The organism is Streptosporangium pseudovulgare (genome assembly GCF_014648055.1).
GTDB lineage: Bacteria > Actinomycetota > Actinomycetes > Streptosporangiales > Streptosporangiaceae > Streptosporangium > Streptosporangium pseudovulgare.
Window position 1 is genome coordinate 365,188 of record NZ_BMQJ01000003.1, and the last position, 22,761, is coordinate 387,948.

The window sequence follows — 22,761 nt, forward strand, 5'->3', positions numbered from 1 at the left end:
CGGGACCCCGCGCGACGGGGCGCCGCTGTGACGATTCTTACCGTGATCGGAGGCCCGGGGTCGCCTAACCTTGGGAACCGTGTCGCAAGCAAGCATCGGGATCTTCGACAGCGGGGTGGGCGGCCTCACGGTGGCCCGCGCCCTCATCGACCAGCTCCCGAACGAGTCCATCCTCTACGTGGCCGACACGGCGCGGCAGCCGTACGGGCCCAAGACCATCGCACAGGTCCGCGCCTACGCCCTGGAGGTGATGGACCACCTCGTCGAGCACGACGTCAAGATGCTGGTGATCGCGTGCAACACCGCCAGCGCCGCGGTGCTGCGCGACGCCCGCGAGCGCTACGACGTCCCGGTCGTCGAGGTGATCCAGCCCGCGGTGCGCCGTGCCGTGCGGGCGACCCGCAACGGCAGGGTCGGGGTGATCGCCACCCGGGCCACCATCGAGTCGATGGCCTACCACGACGCCTTCGCCGCCGCCCCCGACGTGCTGCTGACCGGGGTGGCCGCGCACCGGCTGGTGGAGTTCGCCGAGCGGGGCGAGACCATGAGCGACGAGCTCATCGAGGTCGTCCGCGACTACCTCAAGCCGGTGCTGGCCGACGGATGCGACACGCTGATCCTGGGATGCACGCACTACCCGCTGCTGGCCGGGCCGATCGCCTACGTGGCGGGGGACGACGTCACGCTGGTCTCCAGCGCCGACGAGACCGCCAAGGACGTCTACCGGATCCTGCACGACCGCGGGCTCGCCGCGACCTCCGGCACGCCCCGGCACCGGTTCCGCACCACCGGCGACACCGGGCTCTTCGAACGTCTCGGGCGGCGGTTCCTCGGACCGGAGATCGAGACGGTGGAGTTCGCGGCGCTGGGCGACGGCCCCGGAGGGCGGCTCGTGGCCGGCTCCGCCGAGTGGCCCGCAGACGGCGGACGGCCCGAGACGGACGGCGGGCGGCTGACAGCGGCCGGTGGGTGGCCCGCGGAAGCCGGCGGGCGGACGATGGAGGCCGGCGGACGGCTGACGGAAGGGCGGGAGACGCCGTGAAGGTGACGATCGTCGGATGCTCCGGGAGCTTCCCCGGGCCGGACAGCCCCTCCTCCTGCTACCTGCTGGAGGCCGAGGGGTTCCGCATGCTGCTGGACTTCGGCAACGGCTCACTGGGCGCGCTGCAACGCCACATCGGCCTCTACGACGTGGACGCGATCTGCCTGTCCCACCTGCACGCGGACCACTGCCTCGACATGTGCTCCTACCACGTGGTGCGCACCTACTCCCCGCAGGGGCCGCACCCGAGGGTGCCGGTCCACGCGCCCGCCGACGCCCCCCGTCGGCTGGGCCGCGCCTACGACATGCCCGCCGAGCCGGGCATGGAGACCTCCTTCGACTTCGCGCCGCTGGCCCCCGGCACGTTCGAGGTGGGCCCGTTCCGGGTGACGGCCGCGCCGATGAACCACCCGGTCGAGACCTACGGCTTCCGCGTCTCGTACGGCGGGCGCTCGGTGGCCTACTCCGCCGACACCGGGGAGACCGACGAACTGGTCCGGCTGGCCGCCGGGGCCGACCTCCTGCTGTGCGAGGCCAGCTTCCCCGACGTCCCCGGACTGCCCGCCGACCTGCACCTCACCGGACGCCAGGCCGCCGAGCACGCGGCCAGGGCGGGGGCGGGCGCGCTGGTGCTGACCCACCTGGTGCCCTGGCACGATCCGGCCCGCATCCTCGCCGACGCCTCCCGGGCCGGTTTCCCCGGACGGATGGAGCTGGCGCGGAGCGGCGCCGTCTATGACCTAGGGTGATTCCATGGCTCGTGCAGATGGACGCTCCCCTGACCAACTCCGCCCCGTCACCATCACCCGTGGCTGGCTGGCCCACGCAGAGGGCTCGGTGCTCGTCGAGTTCGGCGGCACCCGGGTGCTGTGCGCCGCGACCGTGCAGGACAGCGTGCCGCGCTGGCGGCGGGGCAGCGGCCAGGGCTGGGTCACCGCCGAGTACGCCATGCTGCCCCGGTCGACGAACACCCGCAACGACCGCGAGTCGGTACGCGGCAAGATCGGCGGGCGGACGCACGAGATCTCCCGGCTGATCGGCCGCTCACTGCGCGCCTGCGTCGACTACAAGATCCTCGGTGAGAACTCCGTCGTCATCGACTGCGACGTCCTGCAGGCCGACGGCGGCACCCGTACGGCGGCCATCACCGGCGCCTACGTCGCGCTGGCCGACGCGGTGAAGTGGATGCGCGAGCGGAAGATGTGCTCGGGCAACCCGCTGGTCGAGTCGGTCGCCGCGGTGTCCGTCGGCGTCGTCGGCTCCACGCCGCTGCTCGACCTCTGCTACACCGAGGACGTCGCCGCCGAGACCGACATGAACGTGGTGATGACCGGCTCCGGCGCGTTCGTCGAGGTCCAGGGCACCGCCGAGGGCCGCCCGTTCGACCGCGCGGCGCTGGACGAGCTGCTCGACCTCGGTGCCGCCGGGTGCGCGGAGCTGACCCGCCTGCAGAAGGAGGCCCTGGCGTGAGCGCCGGAGCGGCCCGGGTCGCGAACCGGGTGGTGCCGGCGTGAGCGCCGGAGCGCCGCCGGCCGCGGGGCGGGTGGTGCTGGCCACCCGCAACGCCGGGAAGATCACCGAGCTGCGCCGCATCCTGGCCGAGGCCGGAGTGCCGGTCGAGATCGTCGGGCTGGAGGAGTTCCCCGAGATCGGCGACGTCCCCGAGACCGGCCTGTCCTTCGCGGAGAACGCCCTGCTCAAGGCGCACGCGGTCGCCCGGGCCTCCGGCCTGCCCGCGGTCGCCGACGACTCGGGCCTGTGCGTGGACGCGCTGAACGGCATGCCGGGCATCTTCTCGGCCCGCTGGTCGGGCAGGCACGGCGACGACCTCGCCAACCTGGAACTGCTGCTCGCGCAGGTGTCCGACGTGCCGGCCGCGCACCGGGGCGCGCACTTCGCGTGCGCCGCCGCGCTGGCCCTGCCGGACGGGCGGGAGCGGGTCGCCGAGGGCACGATGCACGGCGTGATCGTCGACGCGCCGCGCGGCACCGGCGGTTTCGGTTACGACCCGATCTTCGTGCCCGAGGGCGAGAGCCGGACGAGCGCCGAGCTGTCGGCGGCGGAGAAGGACGCCATCAGCCACCGGGGCCGGGCCTTCCGCGCCCTGGCCCCGATCCTGGCGGAGACGCTCTCCGGCGGGACGGACTCATAGCGGCGGACGGCCGTTCGGCGGGTGCCCGCGCGGACGGCCGGGCGGGCACCCGTCATCGGCGCGTAATATCTCGGCCCCGCCGCCGGGCGTAGCGTCGGAGGCATGAGAAGTGACAACCGCCTGCCCGGCTGGGCGGCGGCGCTGATCGGCCTGGTGACCGGCGCGGTGGCGGTCGGGGTCTCGCTGCCGGCGGCGGGGTTGGTGAAGGCGTCGGCCTTCCCGGTCGTCGCGGTCGGCGACGCCGCCGTCGATCTCGCCCCGGCCGGGTTGAAGGACTTTGCGATCCGGACCTTCGGTGAGAACGACAAGCCGGTCCTGCTGGCGGGCATCCTCGCCGTCATGGCCGCGCTCGCCGTCGCCGTGGGCGTCTTCGCCGCCCGGGACCTCCGGTACGGCCTGGCGGGGCTGGCGGCCTTCGGGGCCGTCGGCGTGGCCGCCGTCCTGACCCGCCCCGGCGCCGGCCCGGCGGACGTGATCCCCACCGTCGCCGGGGTCGCGGCGGGCGCGATCGCGCTGCGGGCCCTGCTGAGACGGGCCTCCGCCGCCCGGCCCGACGACGCCCGTCCGGAGGAGATCCGGTCCGACGACGCCCGTCCGGAGAAGACCCGGCCCGGTGACGCCCATCCGAAGGAGACCGGGCTCGGTGACGCCCGCCCGGAGGAGACGGGGCCGCCGGTCATGCGGGCCGGGCGTGACCGGTACGCGGTGAACCGGCGCGGGCTGCTGACCGGCGTGCTCGGCGGCGCCGCCGTCGCCGGGGTGAGCGGCCTGGCCGGCCGGGCGCTGACGAGCCGGTCGGAGGTGAGCGCCGCCCGGGCGGGCCTGGTGCTGCCCCGCCCGGCCGCCCCGGCCGAGCCGATCCCGGCCGGGGCGGATCTGCGGATCAGGGGGTTGACGCCGTTCGTCACCCCCGGCCGTGACTTCTACCGGGTGGACACCGCGATCGTCGTGCCGCAGGTCGATCCGCGCGACTGGACGCTGCGGATCGGCGGCATGGTGGACCGGCCGGTCGAGCTCACCCTGGCCGACCTGCTCAAGCGGCCCCTGGTGGAGGCGGACGTCACGCTGTGCTGCGTCTCCAACCCGGTCGGCGGGCCGTACGCCGGCAACGCCCGCTGGCTGGGCGCGCGGCTGGCCGACGTGCTGCGCGACGCGGGGGTGCGGAGCGGGGCCGACATGCTGCTCAGCACCTCCGCCGACGGCTGGACCTGCGGCACGCCGCTCGACGTCGTCCTCGACGGCCGCGAGGCCCTGCTGGCCGTCGCCATGAACGGCGAGGCGCTCCCGGTCGACCACGGCTTCCCGGTCCGCCAGGTCGTGCCCGGCCTGTACGGGTACGTCTCGGCGACCAAGTGGGTCACCGAGATCAAGGTGACCCGCTTCGACCGGGACACGGCCTACTGGACGACCCGGGGGTGGGCGGAGAAGGGGCCGGTCAAGACGCAGTCGCGCATCGACCTTCCGAGGGACGGCGCGCGCGTCCCGCCGGGCCGTACCGTGATCGCGGGCGTCGCCTGGGCGCAGCACCGGGGGGTGGACGCCGTCGAGGTGCGGATCGACGGCGGGTCGTGGCGCCGGGCCCGGCTGGCCGAGGCGCCGACCGCCGACACCTGGCGTCAGTGGGTGGTCGACGACTGGGACGCCGTCCGGGGCCGGCACACCATCGAGGTGCGTGCCACGGACGCCACCGGACACACCCAGACCGCTCAGCGCGCCCCGGTCATGCCCGACGGCGCCACCGGCCTGCACACCGTCACGGTCACCGTCGCCTGAGCCTTTCGGCCTCACGGCCCCATGGAGCCGGCTCCCGGCCGGGTACGGCCCGGCCGGGGCCGCGGGGCGTCAGCCGTTGATTCCCGCGGGCTCACCGCCGCCGCCGCCGGGATTGATCTCCCCGCCATCGCCGATACGGCCCGGGTTGATACCGGGGCCGCTCTTGGGCGTACCCCCGCCCCCGCCCCCGCCCCCGCCGTGGCCGCCGCGCCGGGCGCGGCACTTGGCGGGATGCTTGGCCTCCGAGCAGGGCTTGGCGGTCTTGACCTGGGACGACGCCGCGGAGAACGGTCCGGCCTGCGGGGGGAGGCCGCCGAGTCCGTCCGACGCCACCGCCGGGACGGCGAGGAGGGAGGCGAACATCGCTCCCGCGGAGAGGGCATGTCTGATCGTCGTCATGGTCATCACTCCCTGTCTGGTTCCGGTGCCCGGGCGGTGCCCGGGCCGGGGAACGGTCAGTCGTTGATCCCGCCGGGACCGCCGGGGCCGCCGGGCTGTCCGGGGGCGCCGTCGTCGCCGTGGATGCCCGGGGTGGGCTTCGGCGGGCGGTACCGGTCCGGGCCGAGGCCGTAGGAGGCGGCGGAGTAACCGCGGTGATGCCTGATGCATCTGCTGGTGCTCCGCTTGCTCGGGCAGGTGCCGCCGTCCCTCGCGGCGACCGTGACGGCGACCGGGACGGCGACCTGGGCGGGCTGTGCGGCCCCGGCCGCTGCGGACACGGCCGCCGGGACGGCGAGGAGGGATGCGAGCACCGCCCCCGCGGAGAGGGTGCGCCTGATCGTCATGGACATCACTCCGTCCGGCCCTCGGGGTCCGGGTGCGGCCCGGACCGGCGAACCGCCGGGCCGTCGCCGTACGCGACGCCGTCCCGGCCTGGGAACCTCGTGTCCCACGGTAGGCACGGCGGGTCCCGGAGGTCGTCCAGGGGAGATCAAAGCCTTGCGCACAGCTTATTACCATTAAGTAACATAGCGTGACTGAATGAAGCTGATCGGCTACTAAAGGTGTCCGCCGCCGGGCCGGGCGGCCACGTCGTCGCGGGGTGACGCCGGATCCCCGGGTAACGGCCCGGTAGGTCGCCCCGCCGCCGGTCGGTTCCGGAACGCTCGGTGCGCGCCCCCGGTTCGGTCAACTCGCCCGCCGGTCTGGTCAACTCGCCCGCGCCGCGGGCGGGGCGGCCCTACCATCGGCCCCGGACGGATGGGCGAGGGGGACGCATGACGCGGTTGTTTCTGCCCGAGGGGGTCTACAACCCCGTCGTGGCCGCGGACGGGCGGCGGTGGCGCGACTTCGAGCTGGACGGCTCGCAGCCGGTCCCGGCTCCGGTCGCGGCGCCACGGGAACCGGAGCCGGCGCGCTGGCGGCCGCTGCTGCTCGACCGGTGCCGGCCGTACGGCGTGGCGGGCGGGCTGGCGATGCCCGACCCGCAGACCCAGGAGGACGTGACGCGGGCGGTGCCGCTGACCGAGCGGGGCGTGCCGCGGCGCTTCCCCGACCCGCGCGGCATGTGGATCAGGCTGGTCAACGGCGCCGGCCCCGCCGAGGACCCGTTCCGGGCGACCAACGCGGTGGACTGCGCCCTGGCGGTGCTGTCCACCTGGTACGGCGCACCCGCGGTGGCGGCACCCCGGCGGCCGGAGTACGACCGGGCCGGCAAGCCGCTGCTCACCGGGGAGGCCGGGGGAGTGGCCCGCGCCGAGCGGTGGCTGGGCCAGCGCTTCCGGTACGTCGGGCAGGGGCGGCACTCCTACGTCCCGATCGCGCAGGCGCTGCTGTCCGGCGGGCACGGCTCGTGCGCGGTCATCATGAACCGCTGGCCGGGCGGCGGCAGCCACGCCTGGAACGCGGTCAACTTCTCGGGCGAGGTGATCTGGATCGACGCGCAGCGGGGCCACATGTCGGTGGAGCCGCCGTACGAGTCGGTGGCCGGCGTCTTCTGCGTGGCGGTCGACGCGGAGGGGCGGCGGCTGTGAACCTCGACCAGGCCAGGGCGATCGCCGAGGAGTACTTCAACGGCGTCCGCCGTCCCGGCTCCACCGTGGAGATCCGGCTCCACGGCTTCGGCGGCGGCTACGTCGCCTGGGCCGTGGAACCCGAGCCCGACGACCCCGGCGTGCTGCCCGACACCGTCGGCGGCGGCTGCGTGGTGATCGACAAATACACCGGGGAACTCGCCCTCCGGCCGCTGCTCCACCCCGAGGCGGTCGCCGAGCAGTGGCCGGGCCCCCGCCTCCGGTAGATCGCTGTTTTTAGGAGTACGATACTAATAAACGTACTCCTAGAAATGGAGGACTCGTGCGGCTGACCAAGCCTCCGGACATGTTCGATCGCGACTGGGAGTGGCGGCAGCTCACCCGCTTCGCCGGTGACGACGGCCCGGGCGCCACCCTGGGGGTGGTATCGGGGCGTAGGCGGCAGGGCAAGTCCTTCCTGCTGGAATCGCTCTGCGAGGCCAGTGGCGGCTTCTACTACGCGGCGACGGAGGCCGTGCCGCGGCAGGAGGCGCTCCGGCAGCTCGGTGACGCGGTGGCCGCCTACAACGGCGCACCGGGGACGGTCCGCTTCGGCGACTGGGCGCAGGCCATCGACGGGCTGCTGGCCTTGGCAGCGGACCGTCCGGTCCCCGTGGTCCTCGACGAGTTCCCCTACCTGGTCAGAGACGCCAAGGACCTTCCCTCCGTCATCCAGAAGGCGCTGTCGCCGCGCCGCGCCGCGAGGCTGGCCTCCAGGGCGCGGATTCTGCTGTGCGGGTCCTCGATCTCCTTCATGGGGGGCCTGCTCACCGGTGCCGCTCCGCTTCGCGGCAGGGCGGGCCTCGAACTGGTCGTGCCGACCTTCGATTTCCGGACGGCCGCCGGGTTCTGGGGCATCACCGACCATCGGCTCGCGGCCATGCTGTACTTCGTGCTCGGTGGCACGCCCGCCTACCGCACCGAATACCTCCGCGGCGAAGCGCCGGCGAGCCTCGGCGAGTTCGACGCGTGGATCGTCGAGCACGTGCTCAATCCGGCGAGCCCTCTCTTCCGTGAGGTGCGCGCCCTTCTCGCGGAGGATCCGACACTCCGCGACACGGGTCTCTACCACACGGTTCTCGCCGCCGTGGCCGAAGGGAACGCCACCCGGGGCGGTATAGCGACCCGTATCGAGCGCAAGGCCACCGACATCTCCCACCATCTGACGGTTCTGGAAGAGGCGGGTCTTCTCGTCACCGAACCGGACGCGTTCCGATCCAACAGGTCGGAGTACCGCATCACCGAGCCACTGATCCGCTTCTATCACGTGATCATGCGTCCGTACTGGGCGCAGCTGGAGCAGGTACGGCCCGGCCGTACCGAACGTATCTGGAAGGCGTCCGCGCCGAAGTTCCTCAGCAACGTCGCCGGGCCGGTGTTCGAGCGGATGTGCCGGGTCTGGGCGTCGAACATGGCCGCCGACGACACCTTCGGGGGATTTCCCGCGAGGATCCTCTCGGGAGTCGTCTACGACCAGGCCACGCGCACGGGGCACGAAGTCGACCTCGCCGCGTTCGACCCCGAGGGCCGGCTGCTCGCCATCGGTGAGATCAAGTGGGGAGACGTCGTCGGTCTCGGCCACCTGAACAGACTTGAGAAGATCGCCTCCGTACTGGCCGCCCGGGGGCGGGCCCCGGGGGTGCTCATCATGTTCAGCGGATCGGGGTTCACCGACGATCTCCGGACGGCGGCCGCTTCCGGTGATGGCCGGATCCAGTTGGTGGACCTCCACCGGCTCTACACGGGGGAGTAGGGGAAACGGCCGGGGCGCCGCCCCCGCGGGCGACCCGGCCGTGTGTGCGCTTCTCCACCCGACGCGCGCCGCCCCGCGGACACCCCGGCCGCCGTGCCGGCCGGTCAGCCGGTGGCGAGGGAGCCGACGATGGAGGCGCGGGCGGCCCGGCGGGCCGGCAGCACGGCGGCGATGACCCCGGCCAGGCCGGACAGCGCCACGAACACCAGGATCTGTGTGACCGGCACCTGGAAGGCGACGTCGTCGTTCATCGTCTGCGTCGCGGCCCAGCCGAACCCGACGCCGAGCGCCACGCCGACCAGCGCGCCGATGACCCCCAGGATCAGCGCCTCCACCGAGAGCATCCGCCGCAGCTGGGGCCGGGTCAGGCCGAGCGCCCGCAGCAGGGCCGACTCCCGGGTCCGCTCGTACACCGACAGCGAGAGCGTGTTCGCGATGCCCAGCAGGGAGATGAGCACCGCCAGGCCCAGCAGGCCGGTGATGATCATCACCATCATGTCGAGCGACTCCTCGAACTCGCCGCGGATCTCGGCCGCGCTGGCGACCTTGGCCGTCGGGTACGGCTGCGCCGCCGCCTCGACCGCCCGGCGTCCCACGTCGGCGCCGACGCCGTCCCGGGCGTTGACCATCAGCCGGCTGTCGCCGACCGCGCCGAAGTAGCGGTCGAAGTCAGCCGTCGGCACGGTGACCGGGGGCAGGACCCCGGAGGCGGGGTCGAAGGTGGCCACCACCCTCAGGTCCACCGCGCCGGCCTTGGCGGTCCGCACGGTGATCCGGTCGCCGACCTTCAGTCCCAGGTCGGCGGCGACGTGCCGGCCGATGACCGCGGTCCCGGGCGTGAGCAGCGCGATCGACCCCGCATCGAGCTCCGGCCGGAAGTCCGGCGCCGGGGTGAAGGTCCCCACCCGGAACTCGGCGCCGCGGCCCCCGACCTCGGTGATCTTCTCGCGGAACGCGGCGACCGAGGCGAGCTCGGGCCTGTTCCGCAGGCCCTCGCCCAGGGCGCGGGGGAGTGTGGCGTCGTCGTCCTGCGGCTGGATCAGGTAGTCCACCGGGAACTGCTCGTCGAGCCGCTCGGTGAAGGTCACCCGCACGGTGCCGGTGATGACGGCGATGAGGGTCATCAGCGTCACGCCCACGGTGAGCGCCACGGTCGTGGTGGCCGACCGGCGCGGGTTGCGGCCGGAGTTGTCCACCGCGAGCTTGCCGGGCACCCCGAAGAGCTTCGCGGGCAGCCAGCCGACCAGCGCGCCGAGCGGCCTGACGAGCACCGGGCCGAAGATCAGCACCCCCAGGAAGAAGACCGTGCCGCCTGCCATGACGACGAAGAGCGCGGACTCGCCGGGGTCCATGGCGACCCCGGCCGCGGTGACGCCCGCGCCGGCGAGCAGGAACAGCGCCGCCAGGACCGTCCGGACGACGCCGGTCCGGAAGGTGCGCTCCTCGACCTGCGAGCGCAGTGCCGCGATCGGCGCGACCCGCGTCGCCGTCCGGGCCGGCAGCAGCGCCGCGCCCACGGTGACGACGACGCCCAGGGCCACGGCCAGCCCGATCGTGCGCGGCGACAGGGTGGGGACCACACCGGTGGGCAGCGGCGCGCCGAACGAGGTCAGCGCGGTGAGCGCCCCCAGGCTCAGGCCGTAGCCGAGCAGCAGCCCGAGGGCCGAGGAGAGCAGTCCGACGACCGTCGACTCCAGCAGGACGGAGCCGAAGACCTGCCCGCGGGTGGCGCCGATGCAGCGCAGCAGCGCCATCTCCCTGGTCCGCTGGGCGACGAGGATGGTGAAGGTGTTGTAGATGACCAGGGCGGCCACGAACATCGCCACCAGGCCGAAAAGCAGCAGGCCTGTCTTGAGTATCCCGGTGTCCGCGCCGTTCTGCTTCGCCAGGTCGTCGGCGAACTTCTCCCCGGTCACGACCTGGTAGCCCGACCCCAGGGCGGCGGCGACCGCCGCGCGGGCCTGCTCCTGGGAGACGCCCTCGGCGGCCGCGACGTCGATCTCGGTGAAGGTGCGCTGCCCGGTCATCCGCTGCGCCATGGCGGTGGTGTAGCCGACCGCGCCGGTGTAGCCGAGCTCCTGGTCGAGGCCGACGTCGAACAGGCCGACCAGGGTGAACTCGTGCCTGGTCTCGCGCGAGTCGAGCACCGTGATCCGGTCCCCGACCTTGAAGCCGCGGGTCTTGGCGGTGTTCTCGTCGAGTACGGCCTGCGCGTCGGTCTTCGGCGCCGCGCCGCTGGTGATCTCGGTGCGGTTCAGCGGGCCCTCGACGACGGCGATGCCGGAGGTGGGGTAGTCGCCGGCGGCCTTGCCGTCCTTGCCGATCAGGGCGGAGGTGCCCCGCACGAGCCCCTGGGCGTCGGCGACCCCGCGGGCCGCACGGACCTTCTCCAGCGCCGCCGCCGGGACGTGGGGTGGCACCTGCCGGTCCGTGCCCGGGGCGGGCAGCACGGCGACGTCGACCTTGTCGGCCGCCGCGGCGAACCGCTGGCTGAAGCCCGCGTCGATGGTGTCGGTGAGCACGAGCGTGCCCGCGATGAAGCCCACGCCCAGCGCGATCGCCAGCGAGGTGAGCAGCAGGCGCAGCCGGTGCGCCAGCAGCCCGGCCAGTGTCGCCTTGACCATCCCTCAGGCCTCCAGCTTCATCAGCGTGTCCAGCACGCTCTGCGGGGTCGGCCGGTGGATCTCGCTGACCAGCAGGCCGTCACGGAGGAACACCACGCGGTCGGCGTAGGAGGCCGCCACCGGGTCGTGGGTGACCATCACGATCGTCTGGCCGAGCTCGCGCACCGACGTGCGCAGGAAGGACAGCACCTCGGCGCCGCTGCGGGAGTCGAGGTTGCCGGTCGGCTCGTCGGCGAAGATGACCTGCGGCTTGCTGATCAGCGCCCGGGCCACGGCCACCCGCTGCTGCTGGCCGCCGGACAGCTCCGTCGGCCGGTGCCCGAGCCGTTCGCGCAGGCCCACGGTCTCCACCACGCGGTCGAACAGGTCCTGGTCGGCCTGGCGGCCGGCGATGTCCAGCGGAAGCCGGATGTTCTGCTCGGCGGTCAGCGTCGGCAGCAGGTTGAACGCCTGGAAGATGAAGCCGATCCGCTCGCGGCGCAGCAGGGTGAGCCGCTTGTCGCCCAGCCCGGTCAGCTCGACGTCGCCGATGTGCACCTGCCCGCCGCTGACCGTGTCGAGGCCCGCCAGGCAGTGCATCAGCGTGGACTTCCCGGACCCGGACGGCCCCATGATCGCGGTGAAGGCGCCGGTCGCGAAGGAGACGTCCACTCCGCGCAGCGCGTGCACGGTCGCGTCCCCCCGGCCGTAGCTCTTCGTCAGCCCCTTCGCGACCACGGCGGGCACCGCGTTCTCCCGCGCGCCCCGCGCGCCGACCTCTCCACCGGTGAGGGTCACGTCAACTCTCCTTGCGACAACAGCGTTCATGACGGGAAAAACGCTATTGCCAGGGGAAACGCCCGCCATCGGACTGCAGGACGGACTTGTCCTCCACCGAAGGGCCCGCGCGGAGCGGCCGTTCCCACCGGAGGGGTAGACCCGCATCGGCCATTCGGCCGACCCGGCCCCGCCCCGGGCGAGGGTCCCCGGGCACGGACCCCGGCCGGGCTCGACGAGACTCGGCGGGCGGGGAGCCGGGGCGGCAGGGAGGAGAGCCGGTTGTGCCATCTCCTGACACCGGTTCCTCGCCGTCAGGCCTGGCGGGCGTAGGAGGCGAGGCGATCGCCGAGCGCGATGACGAGGCCGCGCAGTTCATCGGGGCGCTCGATGACGAACGGCCGGTCGAGTGAGGCGAGTGCCGGAGGCAACCAGTCGAGCCGCTCCGCACGTAGCTCGACGCGCAGCCAGCGTTCGGCCGCCGGGTCCTGGTCCGTCGCGGGTTCGTGCTCCGCCAGGCTCGCGATGCCGGCGGGAAGGTGGGCGCGGATGTGCTCGGCTGTCCCGTGGATTCGCAAGGTCACCTCATGCCGGTACTCAGCCGTGGCGAACCCTGACAACACGCGCTGTGCCGGACCGGGACCCGCGGGCGCTTCGAATGAGCCGGGCAGGGTCCTCGCGTCCGCGATGCGCTCGAGCCGGAAGGTTCGGTCCTCGCTGATCCGGGCGTCCTTGCCCGTGACGTACCACCGGCCCGAATGGGCGACGATCCCGTACGCGTGCAGTGTGCGTTCGCTGCGCCGTCCGTTGCGGTCGGTGTAGCGGATCGAGACCGGTCGGCGGTGGCGTACCGCATCGGCGATGGTGAGCAGGACCCCGGCGTCCGGGGTGTCGAACCCGCCGGGCTGGTCCGTGAAGGCGAGAGCCTCCAGGAGTGTGTCGAGCCGGCGGGCGATGTGCCTGGGCAGCACCCGCCGGATCTTCGCCGATGCCGTCTCGCTCGCCGTGTGCTCCGTCGTCGTCAACCCCGCTCGGCGGCCGGCGACCAGGCCGAGCAGCACGGCCAGCGCCTCGTCGTCGCTGAGCATGAGCGGAGGCAGGCGGTACCCGGGAGCGAGCCGGTAACCGCCGTAGCGGCCGCGCACCGATTCCACAGGCACGTCCAGATCGATCAACTGGTCCACATACCGCCGCACGGTGCGCCCTTCGACGCCGAGCCGGTCGGCGAGTTCGGCCACGGTCCGGGTGCCGCCCGACTGCAGCAGCTCCAGGAGTGTCAGCACGCGGCCGGTGGGTCGAGGCATGTGCACAACTTAACGCGAATAGTGGACCGATTCTGTCCACTATTTCTCCTAGCCTGCGACGTGCACGCCTCCGGTACAGCCAAGGAGATCCCCATGGACTTCGTCTCGATCCGCATCATCACCAGCGACGTCGCGCGTCTCGTCGAGTTCTACGAGCGCGCCACGGGGGTGCGGGCGATGTGGGCCACCGAGGACTTCGCCGAACTCACAACCCCCAACGCCACCCTCGCGATCGCCGGCACCCGCACCGTCCCGCTGTTCGCCCCGGGCTCTGCCCGCCCGGCGGACAACCACAGCATGATCATCGAGTTCCTCGTCGACGACGTGGACCGCGTTCACCGGAACCTGACCGGCTTCGTCACCGACTTCGTCAACGGGCCCACCACGATGCCCTGGGGCAACCGGTCGCTGCTGTTCCGCGACCCCGACGGCAACCTCGTCAACTTCTTCACCCCCGTCACCCCGGCGGCCATCGAAAAGTTCGCACGTTGAGGAGCCAACGTCCTGAGACATCACATCCAGTCCGCCGAGTTCGGGGTGACCAGGCCGCTCTCGTAGGCGTACACCACCGCCTGCGCCCGGTCCCGCAGGCCCAGTTTGGCCAGGATCCGGCCCAGGTGCGTCTTGACCGTCGCCTCGGCCAGGACCAGCCGGGCGGCGATCTCGGTGTTCGACAGCCCCCGCGCCACCAGCACCAGCACCTCGCGCTCCCGCGCGGTGAGCCCGTCCAGCGCCGCGGGCTCCGCCGTACCCGGTGACGGGAGGTGTACGGCGAAGCGCTCCAGCAGCCGCCGCGTCGTGCTCGGCGCCACCACCGCGTCGCCGCTGTGCACCGACCGGATCGCGCTGATGAGGTCGGCGGGCGGCACGTCCTTGAGCAGGAACCCGGACGCGCCGGCCTTCAGCGCGGCGAACGCGTACTCGTCCAGGTCGAAGGTGGTGAGGATCAGCACCCGTGGCCCGTCCGGCGCGGCGCGGATCAGCCGGGTCGCCTCCACCCCGTCCATGACGGGCATCCGCACGTCCATCAGCACGACGTCCGCCCCGGCCGTCCGCGCGACCCGGACCGCCGCGGCGCCGTCGCCCGCCTCCGCGACGACCTCGATGTCGGGCTGCGCCCCGAGCACCATGCGGAACCCCGTCCGCAGCAGCTCCTGATCGTCCACCAGCATCACGCGGATCACGTCCCGCGCACCCCTCTCGCTCAACCGGCCGCGGGCTCGCCCACCGGCAGCCGCGCCGTCACCTGGAACCCGCCGCCGGGCCGGGGGCAGGCGTCGACGCTCCCGCCGAACACGGCGGCCCGCTCCCGCATGCCGACCAGGCCGTGGCCGTCCGGGCTGCGGGGGGCCGCGGCGCCGCGGCCGTCGTCGGTCACCCGCAGCAGCAGCTCGCGCACGCCGTACTCCATCTCGACCGTGGCCCGCGTGCCGGGACCGCCGTGCTTGAGGGTATTGGTCAGCGCCTCCTGGACGATCCGGTACACCGTCAGCTCCTCCCCCTCGGGGAGGGCCTGCCGGGCCCCGGTGACGCGCAGGTCCACCGGCAGGCCGGAGGAGCGGACCCGCGTCACCAGGTCGTCGAGCTGGGACAGGCCGGGCTGCGGGGTGTACTCCTCGGCGGTGTCGTCGGCCCGCAGCACGCCGACCATCCGGCGCATCTCGGCCAGGGCCCGGCGGCCGGTGGCGGAGATCGTCCTCATCGCCTCGCGGGCCGTGTCGGGGTCTCCGCCGCCCAGCGCGTAGCCCGCCCCGTCGGCCTGGACGATCATCACGCTGACGTTGTGCGCGACCACGTCGTGGAGCTCGCGGGCGATCCGGGCCCGTTCGGCGGCGGTGGCCAGCCGGGCCTGCTGGTCGCGTTCGCGCTCGGCCCGTTCGGCCCGCTCCTCCAGTCCCTCCAGGTAGCGGCGGCGGGTGCTGGTGTAGATGCCGGTGATCCAGATCGCCACGACGAACACCGAGGAGCTGGCGAAGGATCTGCCGTCGGGGTCGCCGGGGGACTGGAGGAGGGCGAGGAAGACGCCCAGCTCGGAGGTGAGCAGCGCGCCCACCGCCCAGCGCGGCGCGCAGTGCGACGCCACGCCGTACATGGCGATGAGCACGGAGAGGTTGAAGAACTGCGGCTGCGCGTCGGCGAGCCACTGGACGAAGCTGACCAGCGAGACGATCGCGAACACCGCCAGCGGGCGGCGGCGCATCCAGAACATCGGCGCCACCAGCGCCACCGCGAGCACGAGGAACCCCCAGGGCCCGAGGTCCCTGCCGAGCAGGTGGGCGTCCCCGGAGCGGAGCAGCTGAAGGTTGGCGAACGAGATCAGCAGGAACGGCGCCAGCCACAGGAGGTCCACGACCGCCGGGTGCCGCCGACCCCAGGAGTGCAGTCTGCCGAACACATCCCCACGATATGTACGGGCGGATCGATCCCCTTCCCCCTCAGGGCGGAGCACGGTGTACGACCCAGGTAGCACATTTTGTACGGCTTACGTGTGCTTTACCACTTCTTGGGCATCATGGTGGCTGGGAGCACCCTCCGGGGTGAGTAAAGGGAGACCGTTTGTGATGGCGGATCACAACAACGCCGGGCCGCGCGATGGTGAGGACGCACCGCGCGGCCCGGCGACTCGGGAGACATCCGCCCGCCCGGCCGGCCGGCGACTCGGGAGAACACGCCGGCCGGTGACGATGGGGAGAGCGCGAAGCGGCCCCGGCCCCTGGGGAGGGGACCGGGGCCGCGACGTTCACGTGACGGCCGGGCCGCCACGCCGGACCCGCCGGATCAGGACTTGGTGATCTTCACGTCGTCGACGCCGGCCTCGATGAGGCTCGCCGTCGAGGCGTCGGCGGTCTCGACCAGCAGGCGGACCGTCTGACCGGCGTAGGACGACAGGTTCACCGTCGCCGTCTGCCAGGCCCCGGCCCGGTTGGAGGCCGCGCCGAGCTGCTGGAACACCACGGTGTTCGAGCTGCCGCTCACCACGCGGACCCGGAAGTAGTCGCTGCTGCTGGCGTTGTTCAGGTGCGCCAGGTACCAGGAGAACGTCAGCGTCAGCGTCCCGGACGGCAGCGCGATCTCCGGCGAACGGACGCTCGTCAGACCGCCGTCCACGTCGTAGTCGCCCGCCGCGGTGCCCGCCAGACGGCCGGTGACCAGGTCGTTGGACCCGCTGACGGTGGTGCCGAGCTGCAGCGTCACGCCCGAGGAGGTCGTCGCCGCCGGGTCACCGCGCTCCCACTTCCCGGCGGTGGCGGTGTCGGTGCCGCTCGCGTTCACCGTCCAGCCCAGGTCGGTCTCGAAGGTGTCGTTGAAGACGACGTTGCCCGTCGTGCCGACCGTGAGGGTGAACGTGGCCGTGTGGTCCACACTGGCGCCGTCACCGGTGACGATCACGTTGTAGGTGCCCGCGGCCGTGTTCGCCGGGACCGAGATCGTCATGGTGGAGGAGGCGCCCGAGGTCACCGACGCCGGGCTGAAGGACGCGGTCGCCCCCGACGGCAGGCCGGAAGCCGAGAACGTCACGCTCTGCGCGCTGCCCGAGGTGGTCTGCGTGCCGACCGTCGAGGTCGCCTGCTGGCCGGCCTGCACGCTGGCCGAGGCCGGGTTCAGCGTCATCGAGAAGTCGTTGCTCGTCGAGCCGCACGAGGTGGGCTCGCCCGAGGCGGCCGGAACGCTGACGGCGTTCCACGCGGCCTTGGTCGCGTTGAACTCGGTGCAGGAACCCGGGAACAGCTGGATCGCCGCCTCCAGGCTCGCCTTGCGGACGAGCTGGTGGGTCCACGTCGTGGTCTTGCGGTTCAGCGCGCCCATGAAGATCTGGCCCGCCTTCTGGATGCCCACGCCCGCGACCGTCGTGCTGTTGCAGGTCGGGCTGACCGGCTGGCCGTTGGTCGGGTTGGAGCCCATGGAGAGCAGGTAGAACCAGTGGTTCTGCACGCCCGCCGCGGCGTGCACCTCCATGTTCGGCACCGAGGAGGAGTAGCAGTCGGGGTCGCCGAGGAGGGACGGCTTGTGCATGTAGCGGATCGGCCCGTCGCCGACCAGGTCGACCTCCTCGCCCACGCTGAGGTCCGGCGGGTCGTACTGCGCGGGCTCGTTGGCGTAGAACTCCGTCAGCGCGCCGAAGACGTCACCGGTGGACTCGTTGAGCCCGCCCTTCTCGTTGCTGCCGCTCGAACCGCCCGGCGTGGTCTGGAAGATCGCGTGCCCGAACTCGTGGGCCACCACGTCGATCGGCGTCGCCTGACGCTGCCCGTCCTGGGAACGGCCGAAGTTGGTGTAGCTGCCGTTCCAGTAGGCGTTGACATCGCTCAGGCCGACCCGCGCGGGGAAGCCGTTGCCGTTGCCGTCGATGCCGTTGCGGCCCAGCCAGCTCTTGAGCATGTCCCATTCCTGGCTCACCGCGTACATGGCGTCCACGCACGCGGTCTCCAGGTTGGTGCCCGAGCCGTTGCCCCAGCTGTCGTCCGTCCCGGTGTAGGCGGTGCCGCCCTGACCGCCGCAGCGGATGCCCGGGCGGGCCGGGTCGGTCATGGAGTACGACGTGCCGGAGCCGGAGGTGCCGATGGTGACCGGGCCGTTGTAGTAACTCGCCCCCGAGCCGTCCCTGACCTCGTCCGACTTCTCGGCGACCTCACCGGTCACCGCGTCGACGAAGACGTGCATCTTGCTCTCGCGGCCGCGGTCGGCGCCGGTCACCAGAACCTCGTAGGCCAGCCGGCCCCGCCCCTGGGCCATCACCGACAGCTTCGGCGCGGCGACCTCGGCGGGGTCGCTGATCTGCGTCCGGGCGATCTCGGCGGCCTTCGCCGCGTCGATCTTCGGGGTGGTCGAGACGCTCAGCGGCTCGGTCTGGGCGACCGATGTGCTCAGCACGCCGCCGGTGGAGTTCGTCACGACGACGAAGTCACCGCCGTAGACCGGCAGGCCGGAGTAGGTGCGCTCGTAGGCGATGTAGTTGAGCCCGTCCTTGGTGGCGAGAGCGCTGTGGCGCAGGAAGCGGTCCTTGGGAGAGGCCCGCAGGATCGCCGGTTCGGACTCCACCAGGCGGTCGGCGGCCTGGGCGGGAGTGTCGGGGGAGGCGGCCGGCGGAGCCTGGGCGGTCAGCCCGATGGCTCCGGCGGACGGGGCGGACAGTGCCACGGCGAGGCTTGACGCCGAGGCAACGAGCGCAAACGCGACAGAGCGTTTCACGCGGGTGCTCCTTTGCTGAGCGGCGGCCACGGGATCTTTTCGGAGGGGTGTCCGTGGTCCGCCGTGGTGCGTGGTGGCGAGTCCCGGAGCGCGTCCACGCACGCTGCGCGCCTGGCGAGGTGAACGGCGGAGGGGAGGGACTCGTCGGTAGCACTGGGGCTGAGAGGATTTGACCCTGCCGTGAGATCGCCGTCAATATTTCGGTCAAAAGATGAATTTTCACGATTTGGTGACGAGAGTGATCACTGCGTGGAGATCCTGTTCACGGCCCCACCCGCCATTCACGGGCGGGTTTCGGCGGGTACGGATGGGGCCCATTGCCAACCGATCCCACCCGGCGCGGCGGGACGCGGGGGCCCGGCGACCGGCGGCACGCGGCGGACGGCGGGGCGGGCGGAGTGCGGGCGGAGTGCGGGCGGAGTGCGGGGGAGGCGTTTCGGGAAGGGCGGTGGCGAGCCTCTCCCCAGGGTCGCCTCGCGCGGCGGTCACAGCGCCTCGCGGATGGCCGCGAACCTCGGCCTCGCGCCCTTCTCCCTCCGGTGGTACTCGATGAAGAACGCGTCCTGCGGTGAAACGGTCACGGCGGTGTTCACGGACCTGGGGACCGCCGGATTGTTTTCGATTCTTTTGTGGGGCCGGCGGGATTCGAACCCGCTCTGTACAGTACCTAAAACTGCCGCCTCTACCGTTGGGCTACGGCCCCTGCTTTTCCTGCGGAATTCCCTGTCTGAGGATGGCGGCTCGGGCGGGGAAAGCGCAAGTTTTTTTATTCTGTTGTCCAGTCGGTCGCCGTTGATGTGATCGACGTGCAGGGTCAGGGCCCGGCCCGGCCAGATCCCCTCGATCTTACAGCCAGCACACCGGTACGGCACCCCGGCGGCCAGAAGGCTCCGCCGGAGCCGGCCCGCGTCGGGGCGGGGGCCGCCCTTCGGCCATATGGCGAGGATCCGCTCCGGACGGCGGCGCCTGGGCGAGGGCCGCCCCTTGTCGGAAGCGACCCTTCGGAAGTGGGACGCGTCATCCGGAAGCGCTTCAGCCGGCGGCTGATGTGGGCGTGGTCGCCTCCGGCGACGGTCACGCCCAGGCGGCGGAGGACCTCGGTGACGCTGAGGGATTTCGCCGCCGCCTCGGCCGGCATTTCGGGGGTGTATTCGTATTCGATGGGCACACCCCGAGGACGGGTGGCGCGACCGACAATCCCCGGGGTGCGCTCAAATGGCTATAAAAAGGGAAATGCTACTGGTCCACGCCCAGTTCGCGGCGCAGGCGGGCCACGTGGCCGGTCGCCTTCACGTTGTAGAGGGCCTTTTCGATTTTGCCGTCCGCGTCGATGACGAAGGTGGAGCGCAGCACCCCGACGGTGGTCCTGCCGTACATCGTCTTCTCGCCGTGCGCGCCGTACGCCTTGTGGACCTCCAGTTCCGGGTCCGACAGCAGCGGGAAGGTCAGCGCGTCGCGCTCGGCGAACTTCGCCAGCCTGGCGGGGGAGTCCTTCGACACGCCGAGTACGGCGAAACCGGCGGCGGCCAGCGAGTCGAGGCTGTCGCGGAAGTCGCAGGCCTGCTTGGTGCAGCCCGGGGTCATCGCGGCGGGGTAGAAGTACAGGATCACCCGCCTGCCGCGCAGCCCCTCCAGGGAGACGGTCGTACCGTCGGCGGCGGGAAGGGTGAAGTCCGGGGCGGCGTCGCCGGGCTCGAGTTTCATGGTGTCCCTCCGTGGAATCGTTCCCGGGTCAACTTACCGGTCGGCCCGAAGTGTCGTCGGGGGGACGGACCTGACAGACTGATCGATGTCAAGGGCGATGAGAGGAGAGCCATGGCGGACACCGATCCCATGGAGCTGGAACGGCGGATCGCGCGGACCCGTGCCGAGTTGGCCCAGACGGTGGACGCCATCGCCGACCGGGTGAGCCCGAAGAACGTCGCGCGCCGGACGGTCGCCAAGGCCGAGTCGGACGCCAGGAGGTTCCTGGTCTCGGTGGGCGAGCGGGTCGGGGAGGCGGTCGGGCTCAACCCGCGGCCGGTGCGGCCGGGGGAGGAGCCGGAGGACCTCTGGGCCGGGGAGCAGCCGGAGCTCGGGCCGATCCTGGTGGGTGTGGGGGCGGTGCTCGCGGTCAGCGCGGCGGTCCTGCTCTGGCGGCGCCGCCGCCGCTGACCCGGGTCTCAGAGGAAGGTCCGGCCCTCGCCGCGGTAGGTGGGCGCCTCCTCCACGATCTCCTCGCCGTCGACGAGGTGCAGGCTCGCGAAGCGTTCGGACAGTTCGCCGGCCTTGGCGTGGCGGAACCAGACGCGGTCGCCGACGTGCAGGTCCTCGGCCGCCTGGCCGAGGAGGGGGGTCTGGACCTCCCCGGCGCCCTCGTCGGGGTCGTAGCGCAGCCCGCAGGGGAGGTACGGCTGGGGGAGGCGGTCCGGGCCGGGGGCGCCGGAGGCGTGGTAGCCGCCGCCGAGGACGGTGACGACACCGGCGGCGGGGCGGCGGACGACCGGGAGGGCGAACAGCGCGGCGGGCCGGCCGGTGAAGCCGCGGTAGAAGTCGAACAGGCGGGGGTGGAAGAAGCCGGATCCGGCGGCGATCTCGGTGACGGCCTTCTCGCGGGCGGTCTTCTCGATGCTGCCGGTGCCGCCGCCGTTGACGAACTCCAGGTCGGCGACCTGGCGGACGGCGTGGACGATGCGGCCCCGGCGGGAGACGAGCTCGCGCCGCGACCTGGCCTGCATCCACCGGATCGCCCGGGTGCGGGCGGGGCTGCCCGGCGCGGCGTCGCCGACTCCGGCGATCTGGGCCTCGTAGGCCATCAGCCCGACGAGGCGGAAGCCGGTCCGCTTGGCGATGTCGGCGGCCAGGTCGGCGGCCTGGCCGGCCTCGCGTACGGCGGAGCGGCGGGCGCCGACCCGGAGCCGGCCGCCGAGCGCGACGAACCCCGCGTCGATGTCCAGGCAGACCCGGATCTCGTGGCGGTCGCGGACGCCGGCCACGGCCGACTCGACGAGGTCCAGGTGGTCGGGGTGGTCGACCATGATCGTGACCTCCCGGGCCGCGCGGCCGTCGGAGGCCAGTTCGGCGAGCGCGGCGCGGTCGGCGGTGGGGTAGGCCACGAGCACGTCACGCAGCCCGGTGGAGACGAGCCAGAGGGCCTCGGGCAGGGTGAATGCCATGATGCCGGCGAAGCCGTCCATGGCGAGGATCCGTTCGAGGACGGGGCGGGATCGGATCGACTTGCTGGCGACCCTGATCGGCTTGCCGCCGGCCCGCCGGACCATGTTCTCCGCGTTGGAGCGCATGGCCGCCAGGTCGAGGACGGCGAACGGGGGATCCAGGTGCGCGGTGGCCCGGTCGTAGCGCTGACGGTCGTCCATGACCGCAGGATAACCCGGCGATGTCGAACATGAGTAGGATTCATATTCGATGGGCGGCGGTAAAGTCTCCCGCCAGGGCGATCCCAAGATCATGAAAATGGCAGGTCGCGGCCCGCGCGGGGGCCTCCGGCCGGTTAAGCCTGGGGGCGTGACGAGTAGCCTTCAGGAGACCGCGGCGGGGGTCGGGGGGACGACGGCCGAGGAACAGCAGCACGCCGCCCGCCGCCGGGCGGTACGGCTGTTCCGCCCGGCCAGGAGCCCGGCCGGCGTGGTGGTCGCCCTGATGACGTCCACCGCGCTGTCGGCCGCCGCCGGGGTGACGGTCGGGATGGTGACGGACCACCCGCTGGGGAGGGTGCCGTACCGGAGGATCGCCGCCGGGCCCGGCGCCGCCGCCTGGTCGGATCCCGCCGTGATCCTCATCTCGCTGGGCGCGATCATGGCCGGCGCCGTGCTGCTCACCCTCGCGCTGCTGCCGGGACGCACCCGGCTGGTGCCGCTGGAGACCTCCGACCCGCGGCTGTACATCGGCCTGACCAGGAGCGCGCTGCGCCGTACGCTCCGGGCGGCGGCCGAGTCGGTGGACGAGGTGACCGGCGCGCGGGTGCGCCTCGGCGCGCGGGACATCGAGATCACGGTCGTCAGCGGCGCCGAGCGGACCGGCCCCCTGCTCCGCCAGGTCGGCACGGTGGTGGGCGACCGGCTGGCGGGCCTGGGCGCGATCTCCGAGGGGGAGATCGTGGTACGGCTCCGCAGGCGGAGGCTCTAGATGGCCGGCGGACGGGGGAGACGGATGGAC

General features: G+C 72.7%; 21 protein-coding genes and 1 tRNA gene. 11 read left to right on the forward strand and 11 right to left on the reverse strand.

The genetic code is table 11. The features are described 5' to 3' along the window. Positions 1-79 precede the first annotated feature (79 nt). The 5 genes from murI (at position 80) to IEZ10_RS08930 (ending at position 4,967) form a co-directional block, all read left to right on the forward strand. On the forward strand, positions 80-1,042 hold the full coding sequence (murI, locus tag IEZ10_RS08910; RefSeq protein ID WP_189245998.1) for a glutamate racemase: 963 nt from the start codon (positions 80-82) through the stop codon (positions 1,040-1,042). Continuing rightward, positions 1,039-1,791 carry an MBL fold metallo-hydrolase gene (locus IEZ10_RS08915; RefSeq protein WP_189245999.1) on the forward strand — a complete coding sequence of 251 codons (753 nt, stop codon included), beginning with the start codon at positions 1,039-1,041 and terminating at the stop codon, positions 1,789-1,791. The genes murI and IEZ10_RS08915 overlap by 4 nt, the downstream gene beginning before the upstream one ends. A 4-nt stretch (positions 1,792-1,795) precedes the next feature. Then, positions 1,796-2,512: a ribonuclease PH gene (gene rph / locus IEZ10_RS08920; RefSeq protein WP_189246000.1), complete on the forward strand. Its 717-nt coding sequence runs from the start codon at positions 1,796-1,798 to the stop codon at positions 2,510-2,512. Positions 2,513-2,552: 40 nt separating this feature from the next. Beyond that, positions 2,553-3,194, forward strand: coding sequence for an RdgB/HAM1 family non-canonical purine NTP pyrophosphatase (gene rdgB / locus IEZ10_RS08925; RefSeq protein WP_189246001.1), 642 nt, complete (start codon positions 2,553-2,555; stop codon positions 3,192-3,194). A 102-nt stretch (positions 3,195-3,296) separates the two neighbouring features. Continuing rightward, on the forward strand, positions 3,297-4,967 hold the full coding sequence (locus tag IEZ10_RS08930) for a molybdopterin-dependent oxidoreductase (RefSeq protein ID WP_189246002.1): 1,671 nt from the start codon (positions 3,297-3,299) through the stop codon (positions 4,965-4,967). A 69-nt stretch (positions 4,968-5,036) separates the two neighbouring features. Here the strand turns inward: IEZ10_RS08930 and IEZ10_RS08935 are convergent, their stop codons facing one another. Together IEZ10_RS08935 and IEZ10_RS08940 are read right to left on the reverse strand one after the other, a co-directional pair. Then, positions 5,037-5,366 (reverse strand): hypothetical protein, encoded by a 330-nt coding sequence (locus IEZ10_RS08935; RefSeq protein WP_189246003.1) that lies wholly within the window; start codon positions 5,364-5,366, stop codon positions 5,037-5,039. Positions 5,367-5,422: 56 nt separating this feature from the next. Further along, positions 5,423-5,752, reverse strand: coding sequence for a hypothetical protein (locus IEZ10_RS08940; RefSeq protein ID WP_189246004.1), 330 nt, complete (start codon positions 5,750-5,752; stop codon positions 5,423-5,425). A 432-nt stretch (positions 5,753-6,184) separates the two neighbouring features. On the opposite strand from IEZ10_RS08940, the gene IEZ10_RS08945 reads away from it, so the two are divergent. From IEZ10_RS08945 to IEZ10_RS08955, 3 genes are read left to right on the forward strand one after another with little or no spacing between them, the layout of a single operon-like run. Further along, entirely contained in the window at positions 6,185-6,940 is a 756-nt protein-coding gene (locus IEZ10_RS08945; protein WP_189246005.1) for a toxin glutamine deamidase domain-containing protein, read from the forward strand. Next, positions 6,937-7,206 carry a PepSY domain-containing protein gene (locus tag IEZ10_RS08950; protein ID WP_179819154.1) on the forward strand — a complete coding sequence of 90 codons (270 nt, stop codon included), beginning with the start codon at positions 6,937-6,939 and terminating at the stop codon, positions 7,204-7,206. Before IEZ10_RS08945 ends, IEZ10_RS08950 begins: the two co-directional genes overlap by 4 nt. A 56-nt stretch (positions 7,207-7,262) precedes the next feature. Next, positions 7,263-8,732: an ATP-binding protein gene (locus IEZ10_RS08955; RefSeq protein WP_229811079.1), complete on the forward strand. Its 1,470-nt coding sequence runs from the start codon at positions 7,263-7,265 to the stop codon at positions 8,730-8,732. 104 nt (positions 8,733-8,836) lie between these two features. Here the strand turns inward: IEZ10_RS08955 and IEZ10_RS08960 are convergent, their stop codons facing one another. The 3 genes from IEZ10_RS08960 to IEZ10_RS08970 all read right to left on the reverse strand — a co-directional run bounded on the left by IEZ10_RS08960 (position 8,837) and on the right by IEZ10_RS08970 (position 13,416). Then, on the reverse strand, positions 8,837-11,356 hold the full coding sequence (locus IEZ10_RS08960) for an ABC transporter permease (RefSeq protein WP_189246006.1): 2,520 nt from the start codon (positions 11,354-11,356) through the stop codon (positions 8,837-8,839). A gap of 3 nt (positions 11,357-11,359) precedes the next feature. Then, a complete protein-coding gene (locus IEZ10_RS08965; RefSeq protein ID WP_189246007.1) occupies positions 11,360-12,133 on the reverse strand; it encodes an ABC transporter ATP-binding protein in 774 nt (257 codons plus the stop codon). A gap of 293 nt (positions 12,134-12,426) precedes the next feature. Next, a complete protein-coding gene (locus tag IEZ10_RS08970) occupies positions 12,427-13,416 on the reverse strand; it encodes a helix-turn-helix transcriptional regulator (protein ID WP_189246008.1) in 990 nt (329 codons plus the stop codon). A gap of 93 nt (positions 13,417-13,509) precedes the next feature. On the opposite strand from IEZ10_RS08970, the gene IEZ10_RS08975 reads away from it, so the two are divergent. Then, a complete protein-coding gene (locus IEZ10_RS08975; protein WP_189246009.1) occupies positions 13,510-13,908 on the forward strand; it encodes a VOC family protein in 399 nt (132 codons plus the stop codon). Between the two features lie 20 nt (positions 13,909-13,928). On the opposite strand, the gene IEZ10_RS08980 is transcribed toward IEZ10_RS08975, so the two are convergent. From IEZ10_RS08980 to bcp, 5 genes are all read right to left on the reverse strand, one after another. Next, entirely contained in the window at positions 13,929-14,600 is a 672-nt protein-coding gene (locus tag IEZ10_RS08980; protein ID WP_229811080.1) for a response regulator, read from the reverse strand. Positions 14,601-14,620: 20 nt separating this feature from the next. Beyond that, positions 14,621-15,811 carry a sensor histidine kinase gene (locus IEZ10_RS08985; protein ID WP_229811081.1) on the reverse strand — a complete coding sequence of 397 codons (1,191 nt, stop codon included), beginning with the start codon at positions 15,809-15,811 and terminating at the stop codon, positions 14,621-14,623. 383 nt (positions 15,812-16,194) lie between these two features. Continuing rightward, on the reverse strand, positions 16,195-18,606 hold the full coding sequence (locus IEZ10_RS08990; protein ID WP_189246011.1) for a M4 family metallopeptidase: 2,412 nt from the start codon (positions 18,604-18,606) through the stop codon (positions 16,195-16,197). 630 nt (positions 18,607-19,236) lie between these two features. Beyond that, positions 19,237-19,309 (reverse strand) — tRNA-Leu (locus tag IEZ10_RS08995). 533 nt (positions 19,310-19,842) lie between these two features. Further along, the gene (bcp, locus tag IEZ10_RS09000; RefSeq protein WP_189246012.1) at positions 19,843-20,310 is read right to left on the reverse strand and encodes a thioredoxin-dependent thiol peroxidase; all 468 of its coding nucleotides are present in this window, start codon (positions 20,308-20,310) and stop codon (positions 19,843-19,845) included. A gap of 111 nt (positions 20,311-20,421) precedes the next feature. On the opposite strand from bcp, the gene IEZ10_RS09005 reads away from it, so the two are divergent. Beyond that, entirely contained in the window at positions 20,422-20,760 is a 339-nt protein-coding gene (locus IEZ10_RS09005; RefSeq protein WP_179819147.1) for a DUF3618 domain-containing protein, read from the forward strand. Positions 20,761-20,768: 8 nt separating this feature from the next. On the opposite strand, the gene IEZ10_RS09010 is transcribed toward IEZ10_RS09005, so the two are convergent. Beyond that, positions 20,769-21,962 carry an amino acid deaminase/aldolase gene (locus tag IEZ10_RS09010; protein ID WP_189246013.1) on the reverse strand — a complete coding sequence of 398 codons (1,194 nt, stop codon included), beginning with the start codon at positions 21,960-21,962 and terminating at the stop codon, positions 20,769-20,771. 148 nt (positions 21,963-22,110) lie between these two features. Here IEZ10_RS09010 and IEZ10_RS09015 point away from each other — a divergent pair, with 148 nt between their 5' ends. Further along, on the forward strand, positions 22,111-22,731 hold the full coding sequence (locus IEZ10_RS09015) for a DUF6286 domain-containing protein (RefSeq protein ID WP_189246014.1): 621 nt from the start codon (positions 22,111-22,113) through the stop codon (positions 22,729-22,731). Positions 22,732-22,761: the final 30 nt, after the last annotated feature.